The following is a 20,774-nucleotide window of genomic DNA, read 5'->3' as shown; positions in this document are numbered from 1 at the left end:
GAATAATAAATGAAAAAAAAAGGAAAAATCTTAATTAATTCACAAAGCGCTATAAATCAAGTTATTGTATTTTATACGCTAAGCTAAAATGCAATACTATTGTTACACGAGCAAATCCTTTTGTTTTCTATCTCTCGAACCTTTCCCAAAATTCAATGTGCATTGTCAAATATTCCACAAATAAGTCCAAATAAGCTAAAAGCTCCTTATATTTGTTGTTGATGAATGTAAGTAATTTATTAGAACGGGCGCTCCGATTTGAGTTCCTATCCAAGGAAGAGGGTGTTTTTTTATATCAAAACGCACCTACAGCTGATTTGACTTTCGTAGCCAATGAATTGCGTAAGATACAAGTGCCACACGGTAAAGTAACCTGGCAAATCGACAGAAATGTCAATACCACCAATGTATGTATTGCAAATTGCAAATTTTGCAACTTTTTCCGTCGCCCCGGTCATGAAGATAGCTACATTACCGATATTGAAAGCTACAAACAAAAGATAGAGGAAACTTTTAAATACGGTGGCGATCAACTGCTGCTGCAAGGTGGGCATCACCCGGATTTAGGTATTGAGTTTTACAAAAACCTTTACAAGCAATTAAAGGAACTTTATCCTACGCTAAAACTACATTCTCTCGGTCCACCTGAAATTGCGCATATTTCCAAATTGGAGAACATGAGCCATATTGAAGTTTTGACGCAATTGAAAGAGGCAGGACTAGACTCGCTACCTGGAGCGGGAGCTGAAATTCTCAATGACCGTGTGAGACGTCTTATATCAAAAGGAAAATGCGGTGGTAAAGAATGGCTAGATGTTATGCGGGCAGCCCATACAATTAATTTACCAACTTCTGCCACCATGATGTTTGGCCATATCGAAACGATAGAAGAACGTTTTGAACATTTGGTATGGATTCGCGAAGTACAGGATGAAAAACCTCAGGAATCCCATGGATTTATTGCGTTTATCCCTTGGCCTTTCCAAGATGATGGTACCTTATTGAAAAGACTGCGCGGTATTACCAATAATGTAACGAGCGAAGAATATATTCGCATGATTGCCTTAAGTCGCATCATGCTTCCTAATATTAAAAATATACAAGCTTCCTGGCTCACCGTCGGAAAGCGCACAGCGCAATTATGTCTGCACGCTGGAGCGAACGACTTCGGCTCAATTATGATTGAAGAAAATGTCGTTTCGGCAGCTGGTGCACCACATCGGTTTACATCAAAATCTATACAGGAAGCTATTTTGGAAGCTGGATTCAGCCCACAACTGCGAACACAAAAGTATGAGTTCCGCGAGCTACCAGCCCATATGGTCGAACAGGTCATTAACTATTAATACGATACATTGAAAGACGTCATAAGAAATATTGAAGCAATTATATTTGCTTCTGCGGAAGGAATAGATCTTGCCGATATTAAACAGATTTTGCAGGAATCCTTAGCCATCGAAGTATCCAGGGAAGAGCTATGTGAGTTGATTAAAAAAATTGAAACGAAGTACCAGGACGAAGACTATGTACTCGAATTACGCTATATCAACAACGCCTATCAGTTTTTGACAAAAGCTGTTTACCATGAATCGATACAACAGCTCCAAAATCACAATAACAAGCGAAAACTAAGTCAATCAGCGCTAGAAACCCTCGCAATCATTGCCTACAGACAACCGATAACAAAATTAGAAGTGGAGCAGATTAGAGGTGTCAGCTGCGATTACTCTATTCAACGGTTACTGGAAAAGAAACTGATCAAAATTGCGGGAAAAGCAGATAGTATCGGAAAACCATTACTTTATGCAACAAGCCAGCAGTTCATGGATCACTTCGGAATCAATGGTGTGAGAGATCTCCCTCAATTGAAAGACATCGTTACCGAGGACAATGCGATTGGCGAAACAAATGAATAAATAAAATAAAATAAATTTTTATTTTCAAAATACAATTCAACATACTGATTAACAGAAAAATAAAGCTTAATATTTTTTTTAAAAAAAGTTTTAAAAAATAGTTTTCTTCTCTAATTTTACAACATTGAATAAGAAACAATAAAGTATTATTTTATGAACACGGCAACTTTAGCTAACGAAGATCTTGAAGAAGTAAAATTCGCATCTTTCAACGGTCCTGATGACGATGATGATGATTTCGATGATGATTTCGATTTACCTGAAATCGACTCGATTGGAGGATTGGATGACTTCGATGATGACGATGAATTTTAATATTTTAGTGCGATATAACACTACCTATTAAAACACCAGAGTATCATTAAAAAATAAGGCGTTCAATTTGATTGAACGCCTTATTTTTTACTTTACTTGATCGATCAATTTATGTAATTCCATCTTGGGAATCATGCCGCTTTGTCGCCATACCTGTTGGCCATTTTTGAACAACACGAAAGTAGGCACGCCACTTACCTTATAAATCGAAGCAATTTTTGGATTCTTATCCACGTCAATCTTAATGATAGACAAATCATCTTGATAAAATTCCTTTACATCCTGTAAAATCGGCGCCATAGTCTGGCAGGGACCGCACCACGTCGCAAAAAAATCCACCAAAACCAGCGAATTTGATTGAATAATCTGGTCAAAAGTAGCCATTATTGATTCTCCTTTACTTCTTCTTGCAATGCCTTATACCCACCTTGGATATTGCATATATGTTTAAATCCTTTAGCACTCAAAATAGATACAGCAACTGCACTCCTATAACCTGATTGACAGTGTACATACAGCTGTTGATTGCCTTTTTTAAGCGTAGAACCAAAATTAACGAAATCTGTTAATGGAATATTCATTGCATTGTCAATATGTCCATTACCAAATTCTTTATCTGTTCTTACATCCACAATATGACCTTGATCTGATCTTTTCCTGAATTCTCCTGCACTGATATTACGCAACGAGACTACATCTTCGCTAGCTTTCCAAGTTTCAATGCCGCCTTCCAACCCCCCAATAACATGGGTATAACCCAGCTTTAATAAATGATGATAAACCGTATCTTGACTATCTCCGTCTGTAATCAATAAAAGCTTTTGAGCTTTATTGGGAAACACTTGCGCCAAAAAGTGGTTAAAAGGACATTTAAAGCCTATATTTATTGATTTAGGTACAAATCCTTGTAGGAATATATCGCCAGATCGCGTATCAAGAACTTGAATAGCTGTTTCACGACGCAATTTTTTAAATTCTTTCAATGTTAATCGTGGTAAATCTGAAGCGGGTTGCGACATCTCGACCCGATGACTCTTCGATTCGGCATGTAATTGCATTTGACCATTAAACAGTGCAATGCAGACTCCACATAATGTGATAAAAACTCTACGCATATATTTTACTATTTAAAAGGAATAAGCAGCTTTTCCAATTCCTCAATTTTACCATTGTATATATTTAAATCCACATTGCCCTGAATCCCTCTAACAGTACCTTTTTCAGAAAATTGCCAGAAGGCCCAATGCTCTTTGGGGTTCTCAACCCAAAAGTTATAATTTGCAATCCACAACGTATAAGCTGCAAATTCCTTTTCCAAAAAGTCACTATAAAACTTATCTCCGGAGTAAAGAATGGGTTTTACCTTGTAATGAGCTTCGACTTCTTCAAGCCAACGTTTTAGGCCAACTTTCAAGCTATCCATCGATTGTTGTTTTGGATGCTCCTCAATATCCAAGACCGGTGGAAGATCGCCAGACTGTAATTTAACCTTCCGAATAAAATTCTTCGCTTGCTTGACCGAGTTCTCATTGGGTCTAAAATAATGGTAGGCGCCTCTCAAAACTGCCCTATTTTCCGTTTTACTCCAATTTCGACTAAACTTATCATCAATTCCTTTTTCACCCATTGTCGCCCTGATAAACACAAAATCTATCGGAAAATGATCATTGATTGTGCTTACCTTTTGCCAATCTATTTCTTCCTGATAGGTAGACACGTCTATGCCAAACACCTTATCATCGTGCTTGCTCATAATCTCAATATTACGAATATCATATTTAGCTTCCTTCGTCAGAGACTTGTCTTTGGAGGTAGCCACGCGAAAATAGTATATAATTCCAGCCCGATAATGCCACACAACAAGACAGAGGAAAAACACCAGCATTCCTGCTATCATCCAAATCCACTTTGTTCCACGAACCTGACTTCCTTTTGTACTTGTTTTCTTTCTTTTTGATCGCTGTTGTCCCATAGCACGATGAAGTTACGGCAATAGCAATTAACTCGCAAAATTTTCGCAACAATTTATATTTTTGTGTATGATCGTATACAACCCCAAAGACTGGCTTTCGGCAACTTTCAAATTGCATAAATCAGATACCTTCAAAAAGTTACTGCCATTTCTTGTTTTGATAGCGTTTTATTCCTGGATGATTGCCTTTCTTGAATTGGAATACCTCAAACTAAATGAAAAGAGCTGGGTCAAGAACATTACCATTGTCCACAACCTACTCGGTTTTGTTATATCGCTTTTACTGGTATTCCGAACAAACACTGCCTATGACCGCTGGTGGGAAGCCCGAAAACAATGGGGTACATTGACCAATGTTAGTAGAGCATTTTCGTACAAACTAAATGCCATGCTGGATGTAGATGACAAAGTGAATCGTAGTTTTTTCAGAAAGGCAATCCCCCTATTCGCAGAGACACTATACGATTTTTTAAGATCGGATTACACCAAGTTTATGCTCGACGAAAACGTACACCCTGAGTTAAAGGCTTTAGACAATAAAAAACATGGTCCGAACCAAGTTTCCACCATGATCTTCCACAAAATCAATGATCTATATAAAGAAGGAACTATAAGTGGCGATCAGCTTATTATCCTTAATGAGGAAATTATTACCATGACACATGTTTGTGGAGCTTGTGAGCGTATTAAAAACACCCCAATACCATTAGCATATAGTGCATTTATCAAGAAGTTCATTATATTCTATACCATGACCCTTCCAGTAGGTTACGTCTTTTCCATCGGTTACTTTGTTGTGATTGCTGTACCATTTATCTTATATGTTTTAGCATCTCTTGAATTAATTGGTGAGTCCATTGAAGAGCCATTTGGTATCGACCAGGACGATTTACCGATCGACAAAATTGCGGCCAACATCAGGAAACACTGCCATGAGATTATCCCTGCATAGACTTTTTTAAAAACAATCTTGCTCATTTTCAAACGCTAAGACTAGCTATAGAAAATAAGTTTTGTAAATCTATTCGAAATTTCTACTTTTGTCGCGGAGAGTTGGCAGAGTGGTCGAATGCGGCGGTCTTGAAAACCGTTAACTGTCACAGGTTCGGGGGTTCGAATCCCTCACTCTCCGCAGAAAAAGCCTTTCAGAAATGAAAGGCTTTTTGCTTTTGCCCCTTTATTCTCCCCCATCAAAAGATCAATTTTCGGATCAAGCTGAATTCTTGGGGGGAATGTCAAAAATTTCTTAGTTTAGCATCCTTAATACAGATATCCCTTGCAAGAAGCCGAACGTAAATTACTGTCCCTATTGATGCCCGAAGGGCTATTGGAATACTTTCAGATTTTAGAAGTCGATCAGGTTGACAATCAGCTCCACATTTATTTAGATGAGCTTAATATTGCTCCGACAGGCTATCAGAACAGCAAGTTGGAGTCAAAGGGCTTCATGCCTTCCACTGAGATTTCAGACTTTCCCATTCGAGGCCAGAAAGTTACGCTACATATCCGCCGTCGTCGCTGGACGGTCCTGGATACCGGAGAGATCATCACAAGAGATTGGAATCTGGTGCGTGAGGGTGCTCGAATGACTACGGAATTCGGGCTTTTTTTAAAGAAGATATTTGGATAATCATCCTGTAAGCGCCCAATTGGTAGGTCTGTTCTTCCAAATGGACGGTAAGCAACTACAGGATCAATACAAGAACCATCTCAGTGACTTCCAGGACTGGGACCAAAAGCCACACGCAGAGCAATGGACCCTTTTTCCTGATAACATATCGGAACACCTGAGCATCGATGGAGACCAGCTTTAGCAACGGTGAACTTTACACGATCGTAAGCAGTAAATCAGCAAAGGGCAGGAAGGGAACCATATTGGCTACCATAAGAGGGACAAAGGCGGAAGATATTATTGCTGTATTAGAGCGCATTCCACTTAAACTAAGGAACAAAGTTAGGGAAGTAACGATGGATATGGCCCCCAATATGGCAAAGGCTATCCGTAGGTGTTTCAGAAATGCCAGAAGGGTTATCGATCGGTTTCATGTACAAAAACTTGCTTATGATGCTGTTCAGGAACTCCGTATCAAATACCGATGGGAAGTCTTAGATGCAGAAAGCAAAAAAATAATGGAATCGCGAAAACGGGGTATCCCATATGACCCCGAGTTGTTGCCTAATGGTGATACGCTCAAACAGCTATTAGCTAGGTCGAGACACCTCCTGTTCAAGCATCCAAGTCGATGGTCGGAAAGCCAAAAACGCCGTGCAGAACTGCTGTTCATCAGGTTTCCCAAGCTAAAACAGGCTTATGATCTTGGAGTTGCCTTAGGTGACATCTTCAATAAATGCAGGGATAAAAAAGTTGCTTTCACAAAGTTAGGACTGTGGCACAACCAGGTTGAGAACGCGGGTATTGCTTCATTCGAGAGTGTCGCAAGATCCATTGCAGCACATCATCAATACATTCTCCACTACTTCGACAATAGAAGCACCAATGCATCCGCAGAGTCCTTCAATGCAAAACTCAAAGCTTTCAGGAGCGTCTTCCGTGGAGTAAGGGATACAACATTCTTCCTGTACAGAGTGATGAAATTGTATGCTTAAAAATGATTACCCCCCAAACTTTCGGTATGATCCCAATTTTCTTATAGTACCATTCCATTCGAATTATCAGAGCGTTATCTACAAGAAAACAACATTTCCCTCAACTCTTCCTGGTCACATGTACTCTTTTTCACTTTTTTCATTCTTTTATGTAATAATCTGTAATTCATAACATCTAATAGGCAGAATATTCTAGAAAACCATAATTACTAATTTTAAATTCAATTCTTATGAAAACTATTGTTCTTCGTATCAATAAAGATCTACGGAACTATTTATGCCATTTCACCAAAGTCGGTATTTCAATACTTTTACTTATGATTTACGGATCGGCATTTGCACAAAAAAAATATGATTTTCAGGTCAGTATCTATGGAAAAGGAACACCGATCATTCTTATTCCAGGATATAGTTGTAGTGGAACCGTATGGACAGAAACTGTAAATCACTTAAAAGACAAATACGAATGTCACGTGCTTACACTTCCTGGCTTCGCAGGACAAGCAGCTATTAAAGAAGCATTGCTTGAGACTATGCGCAATGAAATCATAGCATATACAGAGGCAAAAAAATTGCAAAATCCGATTCTTCTAGGCCATAGTTTAGGAGGCTTTTTGAGTCTCTGGATCGCAAGCACCGCACCTTCGCTATTTCAAAAAGTTATCGTTGTGGACGGAGTACCGTTCTACCCGGCCATGCAGAACCCAAATACAAGTGTAGAGGAAGTGAAAAAGTTTGTCGATAAAGATGCACTTATCGCACAATTTACTTCGATGGGAAACCAACAACTTAGTGTGTATGCTGAAAATATAGCACGACAGCTGGTAACTGATTCTATAAAAGCCAAAACAATAGCCGAATGGCAAGTACAAAGCGATAGAGTTACATTAGCATCTGCGTTTTATGAAATGATGACGACGGATATCCGCCAGGATCTTGCTAAAATTACGATACCCGTTTTGGTGCTAGGTAGTAAGTACGAAACGCTGGAAAAATCACAACAGATTCTTTCCGAGCAATATAAGTATGTAAAAAAGCTAACTTTACACAATACCAACAGTAAGCATTTTATTATGTATGATCAGCCAATTTGGTTTTTTAAAGAACTAGACACATTTTTAAAATAACCCGATGACCAACAAAGAAAACTTTGAGATTATTTACAAAGAATATGCGCCGGCCATCCGCAAGTTATGCCTCAGTTATACCGGAGACCGAGATAATGCAGAAGATTTAATCCAAGAGACCTTCATTACTGTATGGAAAAAACTCGACAGTTTTCGCAACGATGCCATATTAAGCACCTGGATCTACAGAATAGCGATCAATAATTGCTTGACGAGTATGCGAAAAAAACATCAGCATTTAAAAAAAATGACCGACACAAGCTGCATCGATATACCAGAGGATTCATCGAATGAAAAAATACAGCAGATTGATCTGCTGTACAAATGTATCAGCAAGCTGAAAGAAGCTGATAGAGTACTGATCACATTGGTATTAGATGAAAAACCTTATGAGCAAATAGCAGAAATTACGGGAATTACAGAGAATAATCTCCGTGTAAAAATCCATAGAATTAAAAAGGAATTAACCGAAATTTTCCATAAATATGCAAGACTTTAACGATTTACAACATCTTTGGAAACAGGATAGCAAACAAAATATCTTGCCCCCAAAACACCTGAATAAGGCCAAAAACTTTCGTCAAGAATTAATAAGGAAAGAAATAGCCGGTGCTGTTTTATTGCTTGCAACAGGATTAATTATTCTTGCTCTGGCATATTTCCTTGATTTTAGGCATAAAACGCTCACATTGTACACAGCGATGTTTATCGTATCGTTCCTTTGTTTTATACAGGCATACTTAATGTTGACCACTGCACGTAAAGTCAAACAGATCAACGAAGCAGCTTTACCTACCGAGCATTTACAACAGTGGCAAGAGTTTGACTCCTTTCGAAAGAAAAGAATTCATTGGAATATGCCGATTTATCATCTACTTCTCGGTATAGCGATCTCGATCTATCTTCGGGAAATCCTAGCGGGTGCTAGTTTCCACTATTATTTATTGACTTACCTTCCAACCTATAGCTGGATTCTATTTTCCTACTTTTATCTGGGTAAAAGACAACTCGCTAAAATTGACCGATCAATCAACGAAGTTATTTTTGAATTACAGGAGTTAGAACGACAGTTCGGGAATTGAAAAATCGGATCATGTTTGCTCCTTAAGAATACGTTCATGATTACATTTTTAATTGCAATAAATAACCTAAAACAAGATTATGATCCCATCTAAAGCGGACATATCGTCCAGGGCAGAGTCCGCTATCTCCAATATGACATCGGAAGGTGGTCAACCCCTAAAAATAACCAACTGGTATTCAGCTACATTTCTATTTAAGAGTGCTAAAACTGCTTTTAAACAAAGAAAAATGTAAAATAAGTTTTGTAATTCTACACAAAATTTCTACTTTTGTCGCGGAGAGTTGGCAGAGTGGTCGAATGCGGCGGTCTTGAAAACCGTTAACTGTCACAGGTTCGGGGGTTCGAATCCCTCACTCTCCGCAGAAAAGAGGCTGTCTCAAAAAGGCAGTCTCTTTTTTTGCATTATCTAAGGTTTATTATTTGTTTTAACGGTTTGATTTTCATATATTTATAGTGTAAACAAAAAGGATATATGCCATCTCAAAGAGCTACTTTTAAGCCTTACTATCAGGACCAGATCATGGCCATTCCTCCAACTTTGGACGAACTGGTGTCCAAAGGTCATCCGGTACGTATCGTTAACGATGTAATCAACCGGATCAACATCCAGTCCCTATTGGACGCTTATAAGATAAAAGGCTGCTCCAGTTATCATCCGCAGATGTTGTTGAAAGTTTTGGTGTTTGGCTACGTAAGCAATGTCTACAGCAGTCGCAAATTGGAAACGGCGTGCCGGGAGAACATCAATTTCATGTGGCTGAGCGGCATGAGCTATCCCGACCACAATACCATCAACAGATTTCGAGGCGTTCGTTTGAAAGAAGCACTTCGTTGTGTATTTGAAGAAGTTGTCAAACTCCTGTCCGAAGAAGGTCTGCTGAGTATAGAAGATGTTTACACCGATGGCACCAAGATTGAAGCCAATGCTAACAAATACACCTTTGTCTGGAAAAAAGCTATCCAGACCAATAAGGAGAAGATGAAAGCTGCCTTAAAAGATATTTGGGAATACGCCCAAAGTATCGCCAAAGCAGAGGACAACCTTCCGGAACCTCCCGATCTGACAACAATTGACCGCGAAAAAGTTCAGGCTACTGTCGATAACCTGAACCGGGTCTTGTCCGATAAACCTTCGGTAAGCAAGAAGATGAGGGCAAAGTTGCGCTATGCGACTAAAAACTACCCGGCCAAGATTGTTCAATATGAAGAGCAGGAAGTAACGCTTGGAGATAGAAATAGTTATAGCAAGACAGATCCCGATGCTACTTTTATGCGCATGAAAGAGGATCATATGAAAAATGGCCAGCTCAAACCAGGTTATAACATTCAGATATCTACTTCCAATCAATACATCGTCAATTACACCATACATCCCAACCCCACAGATACCACAACGCTACCCGGTCATCTGGCACAACATGAGGCGAGCTTTGGGGAAATACTGAAAACCATTACCGCAGATGCTGGCTATGGCAGCCAGGAGAACTATGCGTTACTAGAAGGGAAAAACATTGGGGCCTATGTGAAATATGGTATGTTTGACAAGGAGCAGAAAAAGAGTTATTCGGGCAAGAAGCCATTCTCCGTTGATAAACTACATTATAACCCTGCAAAAGATTGCTATATCTGTCCAATGGGACAGGAAATGAACTGCATAGGTCTATTTACACAAAAGACCTCCACAGGTTTCGAGCAAAAAATAAAAAGATATCAGGCAAAAAACTGCACAAACTGCCCATTGAACGGTGCTTGCCACAAATCACAGGGCAATAGAATCATCCAGATAAATGAACAGCTTGAGGCTTATAAAGACAGAGCATACGGATTGCTTAACAGCGATGTCGGTATAGCCAAAAGAAAACAGCGATGTCACGATGTCGAACCAGTCTTTGGAAACATAAAACAGAACCACGGGTTCCGAAGATTTATGCTCCGCGGTAAGGAAAAAGTGTCCATAGAATGGGGTTTATTGGCTATAGCGCAAAATCTAAGGAAAAAAGCAGCTTAAAAAGCTACTTTTTGTTCTTTTTCTTCCCAAATGAACAGTTCTGTGAAATAATCAACAAACAACTCACAAATCTATCGCATAGCCATATTTAATAAAAAAGCTGCCTCAATAAATTTGAGACAGCTTCTTTTGCATTTTAGCCAAATTTATCTCCTTACTCTTCTTAAGAACTTACCTCAAGTTTATATCCTTTACCACGTATAACCGTAATTTTGATATTCGGATCAAACTCCAATTTTTTTCTAAGTTTTGATATAAACATATCTAAACTGCGCCCAACAATAATTCCCTCATCTTCCCAAATTTCTTTTTGCAGCCGTGTTCGCGCTATCGTTTGATTAGGAGACAAGGCTAAAATATGTAACAAACGGGTTTCCGTTCCAGTGAGATCTATGGTGTTTTCATTAATGATCATTTCTCGCTCCTGCGGATTAAACAAAACGGCCCCAAAGGTTAAAATACTGTTATTTTGATCGTCTAACACAATGCTTCGCCTCCGATCCGATTTCAAAAAAAAGAATCCAGCAAATGCTAAAAACAACACGATACCAAGAAAATAGTTATTCGCTGCTGTATTTATCCCGCTCGGTTTAAATTTAATATTGATCATGTAACATCCTTTAGGTTGCACTCTACCTCTACAAGCAATAATATCATCTTTTTTATTATGGGAAATAGCATATCCATAAGCTACACTCGAATTGCCACAGTTGAGTACATTAACGACATAATCACGGGCAAGAGGATCATTGACCAACAGCCGCTGAATAGTACTCACCAATGAGTCTGGTTTAAAGGTGATTTCATTCTCAAACCTGATCCGATATTCATTTTCTTGAATCTTTTCTACCGGAAGTACCCTTGATCTACTGTCTCCCGACTGCGTAAGCAGTTCATCTCCTATCCTCCTAAGCAAAACTTCCCTCCTAGCGCTATCAAAATCGTCTGTGCCAGTCATATCAAAAGCAACAAAGGCCATCGCAATAAACAAGAGTATTATGCCGCCATACAAGTACTTGCGGTTCCCTGAGAAAATATTTCGGCTTTCAGACATACGATTTACAATTTATTTACAAAGATTACATCACTATTTACAATCTAAACACCTCTATATAAGTATCATAAAAGTAATTTTGTTACATCACTCTAAAACAGATACGAGAAAAAAAGTTTGAACGGATCTAATTTACTGGGATAAATCTAATGTTCATTAAACTTTTAAAAATATGAAAAAAATTATCTACGTATTGGTTTTACCGCTCGCTATAGGAAGCGGCTTGGCCTTTGCCAATCGCGAAATCAAAAATGAAACCTTAAAAAAAACGGCCCCGAATTCACGCAGTCCTACTGAAATGACCGCCGAAATAAATAAATGGGAAGCGAGCCCCAATGGTATAAAATTCAAAAAATGGAAAGAATCTTCCGAAGGGATAAAAGTACTTGACAATGCTGGGAAAATAAAGAATCAAATAAAGAATTCTACCGACATAGAGGCGGTTGTAACTTCTCTTTACCTTCCACTAGGTGCACAGTTAGGTTTCGGAGTAATGGTTAGGATTAATCGTGAAGACTATATTCTAAGTTTTGGTCTGGAAAATTCTAATGAATTTCAACAATTGAAAAGTCTGAAGGTAAACGACAAAATAACGATAAAAGGTCGTAGTGTCATGTACGCACCTAAGTATTCGTATCCAATAGTAGCGGGCGACTATGTACAAAGAGATAACAAAATAATTTATAAACGCATCCCTAGCCAAGGCGGTTGCTAAGTAACTTACCCACCACTCCGCAAGAAAAGCCTTTCAGCATTGAAGGGCTTTTTTGCACACCATTAGAAAAACTTCTACAGCCTAGCAAGCGCCCTAAATTGATTGAAAGGACAAAATGACCAGTGAATTGGTCAAATCGGATCAACAACGAACAAACTAAAACATAACATAAAAAAACTGATTATCAACAATTAAGAAAAAAACACAGAAAATACTTGAGAAAAACCGCAGTTTTAAAAAAAATACTGTGGAATCCATTCTTCTCTGACATCATAATAGTGAGTAACAACAACGTGTTAACCTAAAAATGACTATCATGGCAGAATTAAACCAAAAAATGCAAGAAACGGGAAAGAAAAAAATAAGAAGCAGAAAAATGGCTCCTAAAGTAGATTTAACAGCCATGGTAGACCTCGCATTTCTTCTCATTACATTCTTTATGTTGACCACAACATTAAATAAACCATCTGCAATGGATATCGCCATGCCGGACAAAAGTAAATCAGATGTAGAAAGTTCGGTTCTTATTGATGAAAACCGCACGGCGACGCTCATTCTTGGCGAAGGAAAATTCATGTGGTATCATGGGGATTTCAAAAAACCGATCAGCTCTTCAAAAGTACCGGTAGATATCGAGAAAGGGCTCTCAGGCGTTATTGCACAGTTAAAAGCTAAGATAAGCACTATGCCCAATACAAAGGACATGATTGTACTGATCAAGCCTAGCAAAGAAGCGCGCACAAAAGATATTATTCAGACGATAGATCAATTGAAGGGCCAGCATATCGCACGTTATGTGATCAGTAAAACGCAAATCGAAGAAGAAAAGCAATTGCTCGCTATAATCCAGTAACATTGATTTGAGCGATGCCCTATCCATACATTGTAACAACCTATTGAACGAGCTTTTCATAGGTAAAATCAATTATTGTCATCAAAAAACATGGGAATGATTTCTATCTGATGAAAATAGACAGTAACAAGTTTACCGAAAGGTCGTATGATCGATCTTTCGGTAGATTCCAGCCCAGTACGGTAAATTATCTTTTATCCAGATTGTTCCAATAACGTTCCACATTTTCTTTTACCTCAACCGGTAGGGACGCATAATTATCGGAAAACGTTGTTTGACTATAACCATCTACTTCCTCCGCACGGAGACGGTAAAACTTTTTCTTATAAAGAACTAGACCAATACAGCTTAGTTGCTTTTTTAGGTCATCCTTTGGGTGCCTTGAATAGATAAATAATGCATCCAATTTACCATCCTTATCGGCATCAAAAAATGCCTTTCGAGATTCCCAAATCGACGTAACGATCCCTTCTTCGGATATCAATTCATCAGCCACGAGCTGCCACATTCCATCGATCTGCTGAAATTGTTGTACATAAAGTTTGTCGGGGTAGGCACCCCGTTCCTCTTTTGAAAACACAATATAATTATCTTCTTTTGGAGTTTGAATACGTTCCACTTGCAACACACGCTTCCCTTTAAATGGAAAACCAGAAGATTGAAAATTTTCCTTATTGATCGAAATTGTTGTAACCTGCGCCTCAGCCGCATAAAATCCCATCGATAATAGGATTAAAAGAACGTATTTTCCCATATGTTTTTCCCTTAGTATTGAGTCAATTTACTGACAATAAAAGAGAATTACAATATTTCAACGAGACATCTTTACATCCAAGTGATGCGATTCTCCATAAATGTCACTACATTTAATCTAGATAAACATCATGAAGAAGCTTTTGATCCAGCTATAGGTCTTTATTCATGAGCTTAGATCATACGCGATGAAACAAGATATTCAAACACTCGATGACATTAAAGTATTAGTAGATCAATTTTATACGACGATACGTAACGATACTTTGCTCGGACCTATTTTTAAAGAAAGAATCCAAGACAATTGGGCAATGCATCTTGAAAAGATGTATAGTTTCTGGCAGACTATCCTACTGGATGAACATCGTTATTTTGGCAGCCCCTTTCCACCTCATATTAATTTACCCATTGATGCGCAACATTTTGGTCAATGGCTCAAATTATTCGAAGCAACAGTAGATGGCTTATACAGTGGACAAAAGGCCGAAGAAGCCAAATGGCGTGCGCAGAAAATGGCCCAAATGTTTCAGTTCAAACTGGAATACCTGCATGCCAACCCCAACAAGAAACCATTGATCTAAAGTTAGCCTACAAAGCCTACTTGATGGCATTGTTAAATAAAAAGAAAAATTATTCCATAAAAAAAGCCCTTGAAAACTTCCAGGGCTTTTTTAGTTGATGTGATTCAATTTATGCTTTTTCTTCTTTTAAGGAAGTAGAATCTTTTTTGGGTTCCTTTTCTTCGAAACCTGAGCGTAAAATTTCATCCCATAAGGAAGAACTTACTCCAAAACCTTTTTCTGGATCAGAATAATGGTGCAACATATGGTGCTGCTTGATCCGTTTGAAAATACCGCTTTTAAAATTAGCATGGTGCATCGCGTAATGACATTCGTCATAGATCAAATACCCCACCATAAAACCTGAAAAAAAACAGGCTAAGATAAACTCATTCGAAAAAAACAATGTAAAACCAAGATACACCAACAGAGCTAGTGGAATACTCGCTGACAACGGCATCACCAAACGCATACGGTCTCTTGGGTAATCATGATGCACACCATGGAAAATAAAAGCGATTCGCTTTCCCCATTCCGATGTCGGATGAAAATGAAACACCCAACGATGTAATGCATATTCAAAAGCAGTCCAAAAAGCTAAACCAAAAATAAAATACCCAATGTAGGTTAAAAAGGAAATCTCTCCCCAAACTAGCGCTTTATACGAAAAGAAAACAACCACGGGTACATAGAAAATCAAAGGTACACTCCAATGCACTTTCGTCAAAGACTCTAAAAAGTCATTCTTGAACATGCGCGTAGATTCCGTAGAATTTGAAACATAATTACGCTTTGCCATAATACTATTTTTATTATTCCCTCACAAAAATAAGTATTTTAAGCACAAATGAAGAAGGTTTCTGATGAGAAAAACAAAATATTTGACCTTTTTAATAAAAAGGTTAAACAACAATCATTACTCTAATTAAGCTAAACCCTTTTTATTTCATCTATTACCTCAAATTTCCCCTCTTTTCTATAAAACCAACTAAAATAAACGCGCACTAAAATTGACAAATCCAAGACAGTTTACTTATTTAAAGTTGACTGTTCCTCCGGCCATTTTCTTTTCTACACGTTGTTCTGGTTTTCCATAGACATCAATGACACCGCCACCACGTGTTTTGGTTTCGATGGAATCAGTAACATAAACATCTGCTTTACCACCACCATTCACAGTGACCGTCGTGATACTCGTCTTAAAATCTTTTCCTTCATATTTGCCGCCAAAGTTTGAAATGATCTCCTGTTTATTTGCCTTTCCATACAAAGCGATTGTAGCCCCTGAGGTCACCTTAATTTCAGCTGTTTTTACCGCTGTATAGAGATCGACCAGCCCCCCTTCTGAAGCATATACTTTTAAGTGGTCAGCAGCAACTGGATTATTTGTAGTTGCAAATACCTTAGCTCCTTTTTTTGCTTCCACATTGTTCAAACTCTTGTAATATACCTTCACAGATATATTCCCCCCTTGCAGCATATTCAACGTATTCATTTTCAAAACCAAGGATCCATTTGTGTTGACTACCTTAACATTCTCATGGTTCTGTCCTTCAAACGTCACCAAGGACTCGTCGGATTTAATCAACTCCACCTGAATCTTGTCCGTCGCTACAACCGAAGAAAAATCGCCAACATTTTGCTTCACCTGCCCAAACCCCATTTGGGCAATTAATAAAAGAATTACACTGACTCCTAAAAATTTCATATTTACTTGACTTTTTATTGTTGTTCGTCAAAAAATAAGCCAATTCCTAGTAAGAACAATATTTTTAACCTATTTTGACATAAAAAAGGCGCCCTATCTAAGGGCGCCTTTATGATCTATTTTTTCAACCTATGCTTATAGTTTGCTATTAACGTCTACTGCATTCAAATCAGCGAATGCTTCTTTCAGACGAGCAACAAACGTTTCTTCACCTTTACGTAACCAAACGCGTGGATCGTAATATTTTTTATTTGGAGAATCAGCTCCTTCTGGATTACCGATCTGACCTTGCAAATAATCATGGTTTTTCGCTTCATAAGCTCTTACACCATCCCAGAAAGCCCATTGCATATCCGTATCAATGTTCATTTTGATCGCACCGTATGAAATCGCTTCTGCAATTTCTTCCGGAGAAGAACCAGAACCACCGTGGAATACGAAGTTTACGGGCTTCTCAGCAGTAAGATTATATTTCTCACGAATATATTCTTGAGAATTATGTAATATAACTGGTTGCAATTTCACATTACCTGGTTTGTAAACACCATGAACATTACCAAATGCAGCTGCCACTGTAAATTTGTCAGATACTTTAGACAATTCTTCAAAAGCGTAGGCAACCTCTTCTGGTTGGGTATACAGTTTTGAGCTATCCACATCCGAGTTGTCAACACCGTCTTCTTCACCACCTGTAACACCCAGCTCGATCTCCACTGTCATACCAAGTGGTTTCATACGCGCTAAGTATTTAGCGGAAATCTCAATATTTTCTTCAATTGGCTCTTCCGATAAATCCAACATGTGAGAAGAGAACAATGGTTTTCCATGTTGCGCAAAGAATTTCTCGCCAGCGTCCAACAAACCGTCGATCCAAGGTAAAAGTTTCTTAGCTGCGTGATCTGTATGCAGAATAACTGCTACACCATAATGCTCAGCTAATAAATGAACATGTTGTGCTGCAGATACCGCTCCCAATACGCAAGCTTGTAAATTATCGTTGTTTAAGGTTTTACCAGCGTAGAATTGCGCTCCACCATTTGACAATTGAATAATTACAGGAGAATTTACTGCTTTCGCAGTTTCCATAACCGCATTGATAGAGTTTGTTCCGATAATGTTTACCGCAGGCAAAGCAAACTTATGTTTCTTCGCAACCTCAAACAACTCTTGTACTTGATCTCCTGTCAATACACCTTTAAAATCTTTTAGGCTCATATTTCTGTTATTGATTTATTTTAATCTTTCATTAAACTTGAAGCTACTAAATTATTAAAAATTATTATTACTTCCTAATTTTTATAGTGTACTAAATACACTATCATTTCACATGGGATATAGAATGTTAACAAATCATAAAACCCTGATTGTTCAATTGCATAAGAACTTTCCGGTTACTCCTTTTTTCAATGGCATTGCCAACAAAATATCCACAATTATCCTTAAATCACAGATAAGACACCATAGAAATATGAATTATTTTAAAAATTGTATCGGGATTGATTAAATTTGGATTCACCAAATTGTCACTATTATGCTACAGGTATACGGTATCAAAAATTGTAACACAGTAAAAAAAGCACTTACATGGTTGGAAGACAATAATGTTCCCTTTCAATTTCATGACTTCAAAAAAGAAGGCGTCAGTGTGGATAAATTAAAAGAATGGGAAAAACAAGTAGACTGGCAGGCTCTAGTGAATAAAAAGGGAACTACATGGAAAAAGTTATCTCCGGAAACTCAAGAGCAAGTCATTGACAGTGATAGTGCCAATAAAGTACTTCAGGAAAATACAAGTATGATTAAACGTCCTGTTATTGAATACAACAAAGGTATATTACTCGGTTTTAATGAAGCAGAGTACGTAACAAATTTAAAATAGTTCCACAATGCTTCCCGGAATGGAGGTTCTAAAAAGCCTCCAATTATCCAAAATAAACCTTTAAGGTCACTTTCTATCCCTTTTATTATAAAACGTCGTTTGCGTTTTTTTTGGCTCAATGTACTTTTCATTGTATATTGGAGCAAATAAACATAATTTAAGTAGACGTATGATGAAAAGAATTGCACTGGCTTCTTTAAGCCTTGTTGCGTTGAGCTATGCTTACCCAGCCTTTGCACAGGAGAAAACATCCAATTACAGCTATACAGAGGCCTTTGCACCCTTGTTTTTTAAAAATAATGGCAATGAATATCGTTCCGCAGCCGGAAAACCGGGCCCTGCCTACTGGCAAAATGCAGCCGACTATAAAATTCAGGCTTCCCTGAACGATCAAAATGATCAAATTACAGGATCTGTCGAGATTACCTATAGCAACAATAGTCCAGACAATATGAACTATCTGTGGTTACAATTAGATCAAAATATGTTTTCACAACATGGCCGCGGTCAATTGATCTCCCCCTTGACCAACAGCCGTTACGGTGATGGCAACTCAACTTTTGATGGTGGATATCAGATACAATCTGTTACGGATGTAAACGGAAATACGATCGAACATATTATTAACGATACCCGCATGCAGCTTCGACTTCCTGCTGCGTTAAAGAGCAAGGGCGGAAAAATAACTTTTAAGATTAAATACCAATACACAGTTCCTAAATACGGTGCGGACCGTACAGGTATACTTGACACAAAAAACGGAAAAATCTATGCCATTGCACAATGGTTTCCAAGACTGTGTGTCTATGACGACATTAGAGGTTGGAATACCCTTCCTTATACAGGACCGGGAGAGTTCTATCGTGAATTCGGAAATTACCAGGTTGAGATCACTACCCCGGCAAACCACATGGTTGTATTGGGTGGTGAATTGTTAAACCCACAGGAAGTATTTACAGCTGAGCAACTCAAGCGATACCAACAGGCACAACGCAGCGACGAAACCGTGATCATCCGCTCCGCCGAAGAAGTTAACGCAAAAAACTCCAGGCCTGACAAGAAAACCTTAACCTGGAAATATCAACTTAATAATGCGCAAGACATTGCTTGGGCGTCCTCTACGGCATTTATATTAGATGGTGCGAAGATCAATCTACCGAGTGGAAAAAAATCCCTCGCGTTGTCAGCCTATCCAATTGAAAGTAACAGTAACAATGCCTGGGAACGCTCGACAGAATACACCAAAGCTGCAATTGAAATCTATTCAAAAAGCTGGTTTGAGTATCCTTACCCTGTAGCGGTCAATGTAGCCTCTAACGTCGGTGGAATGGAATATCCAGCCTTGTCGTTCTGTGGCAATCAGGCCAAAGCAGGCTCACTTTGGGGTGTTACCAACCACGAGTTTGGTCACAATTGGTTCCCAATGATTGTCGCATCCAACGAACGTGAACATGGATGGATGGATGAAGGGTTCAATACATTTATTAACGAACTCGCAACAAAAGAATTCAACAATGGCGAATATTACCGTAATCAGGCGAGCAGATCGTACATCTTTACTGCCCGTAATCTTGAACCGATCATGAGTACCCCGCAAAACATGAAAGAACGTAATATTGGTGCTTTGGTCTACTATAAGCCAGCTTATGGACTGAAATTATTGCGAAACGAAATCATCGGTCCTGAACGTTTCGATTACGCCTTTAAAAAGTATATCCAAGAATGGGCTTACAAACACCCTACTCCGGAGGATTTCTTCAAAGCCATTGAAAATGGTGCTGGTGAAAACCTAAACTGGTTCTGGCGCGGGTGGTTTGTCAACAACTGGCAAATGGACCAAGGTATAAAATCGGTATCCTATGTCAACAACGAGCCAAAATTTGGCGCACTTGTCACCGTGGAAAATCTCGAAAAATTACCGATGCCAGTTATTGTTGAAGCTACAACCGTATCGGGCAAGAAGATTCGAAAAAAACTACCAGTGGAAATCTGGGAAAGAAACGACGTATGGCAATTTAAAATTCCGACCACAGAGCCACTGCAATCTGTACAGTTAGATCCTGACATGGTCATGCCGGACAAGAACCCAGACAATAATTCGTGGAAAGCAAATTAGCAGATTTTCAAAATCTATTCGTTATTTTTGGCTAGAGAACGATCATGAACGTACGGCGTAAACAAAACGGCAAATACCCTGTTCATTCATAGATTGAAAATACATAA

The 20,774-nt window shown here is 38.5% G+C and carries 24 protein-coding genes and 2 tRNA genes; 18 read left to right on the top strand and 8 right to left on the bottom strand.

The features are described from left to right. Window positions 1–221: 221 nt before the first annotated feature. The 3 genes from mqnC to AACH28_RS20825 all read left to right on the top strand — a co-directional run bounded on the left by mqnC (window position 222) and on the right by AACH28_RS20825 (window position 2,231). Window positions 222–1,346 carry a cyclic dehypoxanthinyl futalosine synthase gene (gene mqnC, locus AACH28_RS20835; protein WP_341831396.1) on the top strand — a complete coding sequence of 375 codons (1,125 nt, stop codon included), beginning with the start codon at window positions 222–224 and terminating at the stop codon, window positions 1,344–1,346. A 9-nt stretch (window positions 1,347–1,355) separates the two neighbouring features. After that, window positions 1,356–1,916 (top strand): SMC-Scp complex subunit ScpB, encoded by a 561-nt coding sequence (gene scpB, locus AACH28_RS20830; protein WP_341831395.1) that lies wholly within the window; start codon window positions 1,356–1,358, stop codon window positions 1,914–1,916. A 153-nt stretch (window positions 1,917–2,069) separates the two neighbouring features. After that, complete coding sequence (locus tag AACH28_RS20825; RefSeq protein WP_167450446.1) at window positions 2,070–2,231, top strand: hypothetical protein; 162 nt, start codon at window positions 2,070–2,072, stop codon at window positions 2,229–2,231. Window positions 2,232–2,318: 87 nt separating this feature from the next. On the opposite strand, the gene trxA is transcribed toward AACH28_RS20825, so the two are convergent. From trxA to AACH28_RS20810, 3 genes are read right to left on the bottom strand one after another with little or no spacing between them, the layout of a single operon-like run. Further along, window positions 2,319–2,615, bottom strand: coding sequence for a thioredoxin (gene trxA, locus AACH28_RS20820; RefSeq protein WP_075994036.1), 297 nt, complete (start codon window positions 2,613–2,615; stop codon window positions 2,319–2,321). Beyond that, the gene (locus tag AACH28_RS20815) at window positions 2,615–3,346 is read right to left on the bottom strand and encodes a rhodanese-like domain-containing protein (RefSeq protein WP_341831394.1); all 732 of its coding nucleotides are present in this window, start codon (window positions 3,344–3,346) and stop codon (window positions 2,615–2,617) included. The genes trxA and AACH28_RS20815 overlap by 1 nt, the downstream gene beginning before the upstream one ends. An 8-nt stretch (window positions 3,347–3,354) precedes the next feature. Then, entirely contained in the window at window positions 3,355–4,203 is an 849-nt protein-coding gene (locus tag AACH28_RS20810) for a GH25 family lysozyme (RefSeq protein WP_341831393.1), read from the bottom strand. 67 nt (window positions 4,204–4,270) lie between these two features. On the opposite strand from AACH28_RS20810, the gene AACH28_RS20805 reads away from it, so the two are divergent. The 10 genes from AACH28_RS20805 to AACH28_RS20760 all read left to right on the top strand — a co-directional run bounded on the left by AACH28_RS20805 (window position 4,271) and on the right by AACH28_RS20760 (window position 11,029). Further along, complete coding sequence (locus AACH28_RS20805; protein ID WP_341831392.1) at window positions 4,271–5,155, top strand: bestrophin family protein; 885 nt, start codon at window positions 4,271–4,273, stop codon at window positions 5,153–5,155. Window positions 5,156–5,250: 95 nt separating this feature from the next. Next, a tRNA-Ser gene (locus AACH28_RS20800) sits at window positions 5,251–5,335 on the top strand. 144 nt (window positions 5,336–5,479) lie between these two features. Continuing rightward, complete coding sequence (locus tag AACH28_RS20795; RefSeq protein WP_286767917.1) at window positions 5,480–5,833, top strand: transposase; 354 nt, start codon at window positions 5,480–5,482, stop codon at window positions 5,831–5,833. Then, window positions 5,826–6,017 carry a hypothetical protein gene (locus tag AACH28_RS20790; RefSeq protein ID WP_341831391.1) on the top strand — a complete coding sequence of 64 codons (192 nt, stop codon included), beginning with the start codon at window positions 5,826–5,828 and terminating at the stop codon, window positions 6,015–6,017. The genes AACH28_RS20795 and AACH28_RS20790 overlap by 8 nt, the downstream gene beginning before the upstream one ends. Further along, window positions 6,001–6,810 carry a transposase gene (locus AACH28_RS20785; protein ID WP_341831390.1) on the top strand — a complete coding sequence of 270 codons (810 nt, stop codon included), beginning with the start codon at window positions 6,001–6,003 and terminating at the stop codon, window positions 6,808–6,810. Before AACH28_RS20790 ends, AACH28_RS20785 begins: the two co-directional genes overlap by 17 nt. Window positions 6,811–7,040: 230 nt before the next feature. Continuing rightward, window positions 7,041–7,937 carry an alpha/beta hydrolase gene (locus tag AACH28_RS20780; RefSeq protein ID WP_341831389.1) on the top strand — a complete coding sequence of 299 codons (897 nt, stop codon included), beginning with the start codon at window positions 7,041–7,043 and terminating at the stop codon, window positions 7,935–7,937. 4 nt (window positions 7,938–7,941) lie between these two features. Continuing rightward, window positions 7,942–8,436, top strand: coding sequence for an RNA polymerase sigma factor (locus tag AACH28_RS20775; RefSeq protein WP_341831388.1), 495 nt, complete (start codon window positions 7,942–7,944; stop codon window positions 8,434–8,436). Then, complete coding sequence (locus tag AACH28_RS20770) at window positions 8,423–9,019, top strand: hypothetical protein (protein ID WP_088162823.1); 597 nt, start codon at window positions 8,423–8,425, stop codon at window positions 9,017–9,019. Before AACH28_RS20775 ends, AACH28_RS20770 begins: the two co-directional genes overlap by 14 nt. Before the next feature lie 277 nt (window positions 9,020–9,296). Beyond that, window positions 9,297–9,381, top strand: a tRNA-Ser gene (locus tag AACH28_RS20765). Between the two features lie 112 nt (window positions 9,382–9,493). Beyond that, window positions 9,494–11,029: an IS1182 family transposase gene (locus AACH28_RS20760; RefSeq protein ID WP_341831387.1), complete on the top strand. Its 1,536-nt coding sequence runs from the start codon at window positions 9,494–9,496 to the stop codon at window positions 11,027–11,029. 163 nt (window positions 11,030–11,192) lie between these two features. On the opposite strand, the gene AACH28_RS20755 is transcribed toward AACH28_RS20760, so the two are convergent. Continuing rightward, on the bottom strand, window positions 11,193–12,008 hold the full coding sequence (locus tag AACH28_RS20755) for a winged helix-turn-helix domain-containing protein (protein ID WP_341831386.1): 816 nt from the start codon (window positions 12,006–12,008) through the stop codon (window positions 11,193–11,195). A gap of 247 nt (window positions 12,009–12,255) precedes the next feature. Here AACH28_RS20755 and AACH28_RS20750 point away from each other — a divergent pair, with 247 nt between their 5' ends. Further along, window positions 12,256–12,798, top strand: coding sequence for a hypothetical protein (locus AACH28_RS20750; protein ID WP_341831385.1), 543 nt, complete (start codon window positions 12,256–12,258; stop codon window positions 12,796–12,798). 316 nt (window positions 12,799–13,114) lie between these two features. Continuing rightward, window positions 13,115–13,651, top strand: a complete 537-nt coding sequence (locus AACH28_RS20745) for a biopolymer transporter ExbD (RefSeq protein ID WP_341831384.1) — start codon at window positions 13,115–13,117, stop codon at window positions 13,649–13,651. 187 nt (window positions 13,652–13,838) lie between these two features. On the opposite strand, the gene AACH28_RS20740 is transcribed toward AACH28_RS20745, so the two are convergent. Beyond that, window positions 13,839–14,405: a hypothetical protein gene (locus AACH28_RS20740; protein ID WP_341831383.1), complete on the bottom strand. Its 567-nt coding sequence runs from the start codon at window positions 14,403–14,405 to the stop codon at window positions 13,839–13,841. Window positions 14,406–14,592: 187 nt separating this feature from the next. On the opposite strand from AACH28_RS20740, the gene AACH28_RS20735 reads away from it, so the two are divergent. Then, a complete protein-coding gene (locus AACH28_RS20735; protein ID WP_088162827.1) occupies window positions 14,593–14,985 on the top strand; it encodes a group III truncated hemoglobin in 393 nt (130 codons plus the stop codon). 109 nt (window positions 14,986–15,094) lie between these two features. Here AACH28_RS20735 and AACH28_RS20730 read toward each other — a convergent pair whose 3' ends face one another. The 3 genes from AACH28_RS20730 to fbaA all read right to left on the bottom strand — a co-directional run bounded on the left by AACH28_RS20730 (window position 15,095) and on the right by fbaA (window position 17,887). Further along, window positions 15,095–15,763: a sterol desaturase family protein gene (locus AACH28_RS20730; RefSeq protein ID WP_236582760.1), complete on the bottom strand. Its 669-nt coding sequence runs from the start codon at window positions 15,761–15,763 to the stop codon at window positions 15,095–15,097. A gap of 234 nt (window positions 15,764–15,997) precedes the next feature. Beyond that, window positions 15,998–16,672 carry a head GIN domain-containing protein gene (locus AACH28_RS20725; protein WP_088162828.1) on the bottom strand — a complete coding sequence of 225 codons (675 nt, stop codon included), beginning with the start codon at window positions 16,670–16,672 and terminating at the stop codon, window positions 15,998–16,000. Between the two features lie 135 nt (window positions 16,673–16,807). Beyond that, entirely contained in the window at window positions 16,808–17,887 is a 1,080-nt protein-coding gene (gene fbaA, locus AACH28_RS20720) for a class II fructose-bisphosphate aldolase (RefSeq protein WP_046672381.1), read from the bottom strand. A 316-nt stretch (window positions 17,888–18,203) separates the two neighbouring features. Between fbaA and AACH28_RS20715 the strand changes: the two genes are divergently transcribed. Both AACH28_RS20715 and AACH28_RS20710 read left to right on the top strand, forming a co-directional pair. Beyond that, window positions 18,204–18,551, top strand: coding sequence for an ArsC family reductase (locus AACH28_RS20715; RefSeq protein ID WP_088162829.1), 348 nt, complete (start codon window positions 18,204–18,206; stop codon window positions 18,549–18,551). 169 nt (window positions 18,552–18,720) lie between these two features. Continuing rightward, on the top strand, window positions 18,721–20,667 hold the full coding sequence (locus tag AACH28_RS20710) for a M1 family metallopeptidase (RefSeq protein ID WP_237241809.1): 1,947 nt from the start codon (window positions 18,721–18,723) through the stop codon (window positions 20,665–20,667). Window positions 20,668–20,774 lie beyond the last annotated feature (107 nt).

It is taken from the genome of Sphingobacterium thalpophilum (assembly GCF_038396785.1).
Classification (GTDB): domain Bacteria; phylum Bacteroidota; class Bacteroidia; order Sphingobacteriales; family Sphingobacteriaceae; genus Sphingobacterium; species Sphingobacterium thalpophilum_A.
The sequence above is the reverse complement of the archived record's forward strand: the minus strand, read 5'-3'. Positions and strand labels throughout refer to the sequence as shown.

Coding starts and splice junctions, on each gene's coding strand:
- AACH28_RS20810 (WP_341831393.1), bottom strand. CDS start 4,203: ATGGGACAACAGCGATCAAAAAGAAAGAAAACAAGTACAAAAGGAAGT.
- AACH28_RS20805 (WP_341831392.1), top strand. CDS start 4,271: ATGATCGTATACAACCCCAAAGACTGGCTTTCGGCAACTTTCAAATTG.
- AACH28_RS20725 (WP_088162828.1), bottom strand. CDS start 16,672: ATGAAATTTTTAGGAGTCAGTGTAATTCTTTTATTAATTGCCCAAATG.
- AACH28_RS20775 (WP_341831388.1), top strand. CDS start 7,942: ATGACCAACAAAGAAAACTTTGAGATTATTTACAAAGAATATGCGCCG.
- AACH28_RS20715 (WP_088162829.1), top strand. CDS start 18,204: ATGCTACAGGTATACGGTATCAAAAATTGTAACACAGTAAAAAAAGCA.
- AACH28_RS20770 (WP_088162823.1), top strand. CDS start 8,423: ATGCAAGACTTTAACGATTTACAACATCTTTGGAAACAGGATAGCAAA.
- AACH28_RS20755 (WP_341831386.1), bottom strand. CDS start 12,008: ATGGCCTTTGTTGCTTTTGATATGACTGGCACAGACGATTTTGATAGC.
- AACH28_RS20815 (WP_341831394.1), bottom strand. CDS start 3,346: ATGCGTAGAGTTTTTATCACATTATGTGGAGTCTGCATTGCACTGTTT.
- AACH28_RS20760 (WP_341831387.1), top strand. CDS start 9,494: ATGCCATCTCAAAGAGCTACTTTTAAGCCTTACTATCAGGACCAGATC.
- AACH28_RS20780 (WP_341831389.1), top strand. CDS start 7,041: ATGAAAACTATTGTTCTTCGTATCAATAAAGATCTACGGAACTATTTA.
- trxA (WP_075994036.1), bottom strand. CDS start 2,615: ATGGCTACTTTTGACCAGATTATTCAATCAAATTCGCTGGTTTTGGTG.
- AACH28_RS20750 (WP_341831385.1), top strand. CDS start 12,256: ATGAAAAAAATTATCTACGTATTGGTTTTACCGCTCGCTATAGGAAGC.
- AACH28_RS20745 (WP_341831384.1), top strand. CDS start 13,115: ATGGCAGAATTAAACCAAAAAATGCAAGAAACGGGAAAGAAAAAAATA.
- AACH28_RS20735 (WP_088162827.1), top strand. CDS start 14,593: ATGAAACAAGATATTCAAACACTCGATGACATTAAAGTATTAGTAGAT.
- AACH28_RS20825 (WP_167450446.1), top strand. CDS start 2,070: ATGAACACGGCAACTTTAGCTAACGAAGATCTTGAAGAAGTAAAATTC.
- AACH28_RS20740 (WP_341831383.1), bottom strand. CDS start 14,405: ATGGGAAAATACGTTCTTTTAATCCTATTATCGATGGGATTTTATGCG.
- AACH28_RS20730 (WP_236582760.1), bottom strand. CDS start 15,763: ATGGCAAAGCGTAATTATGTTTCAAATTCTACGGAATCTACGCGCATG.
- mqnC (WP_341831396.1), top strand. CDS start 222: ATGAATGTAAGTAATTTATTAGAACGGGCGCTCCGATTTGAGTTCCTA.
- AACH28_RS20785 (WP_341831390.1), top strand. CDS start 6,001: ATGGAGACCAGCTTTAGCAACGGTGAACTTTACACGATCGTAAGCAGT.
- AACH28_RS20710 (WP_237241809.1), top strand. CDS start 18,721: ATGATGAAAAGAATTGCACTGGCTTCTTTAAGCCTTGTTGCGTTGAGC.
- fbaA (WP_046672381.1), bottom strand. CDS start 17,887: ATGAGCCTAAAAGATTTTAAAGGTGTATTGACAGGAGATCAAGTACAA.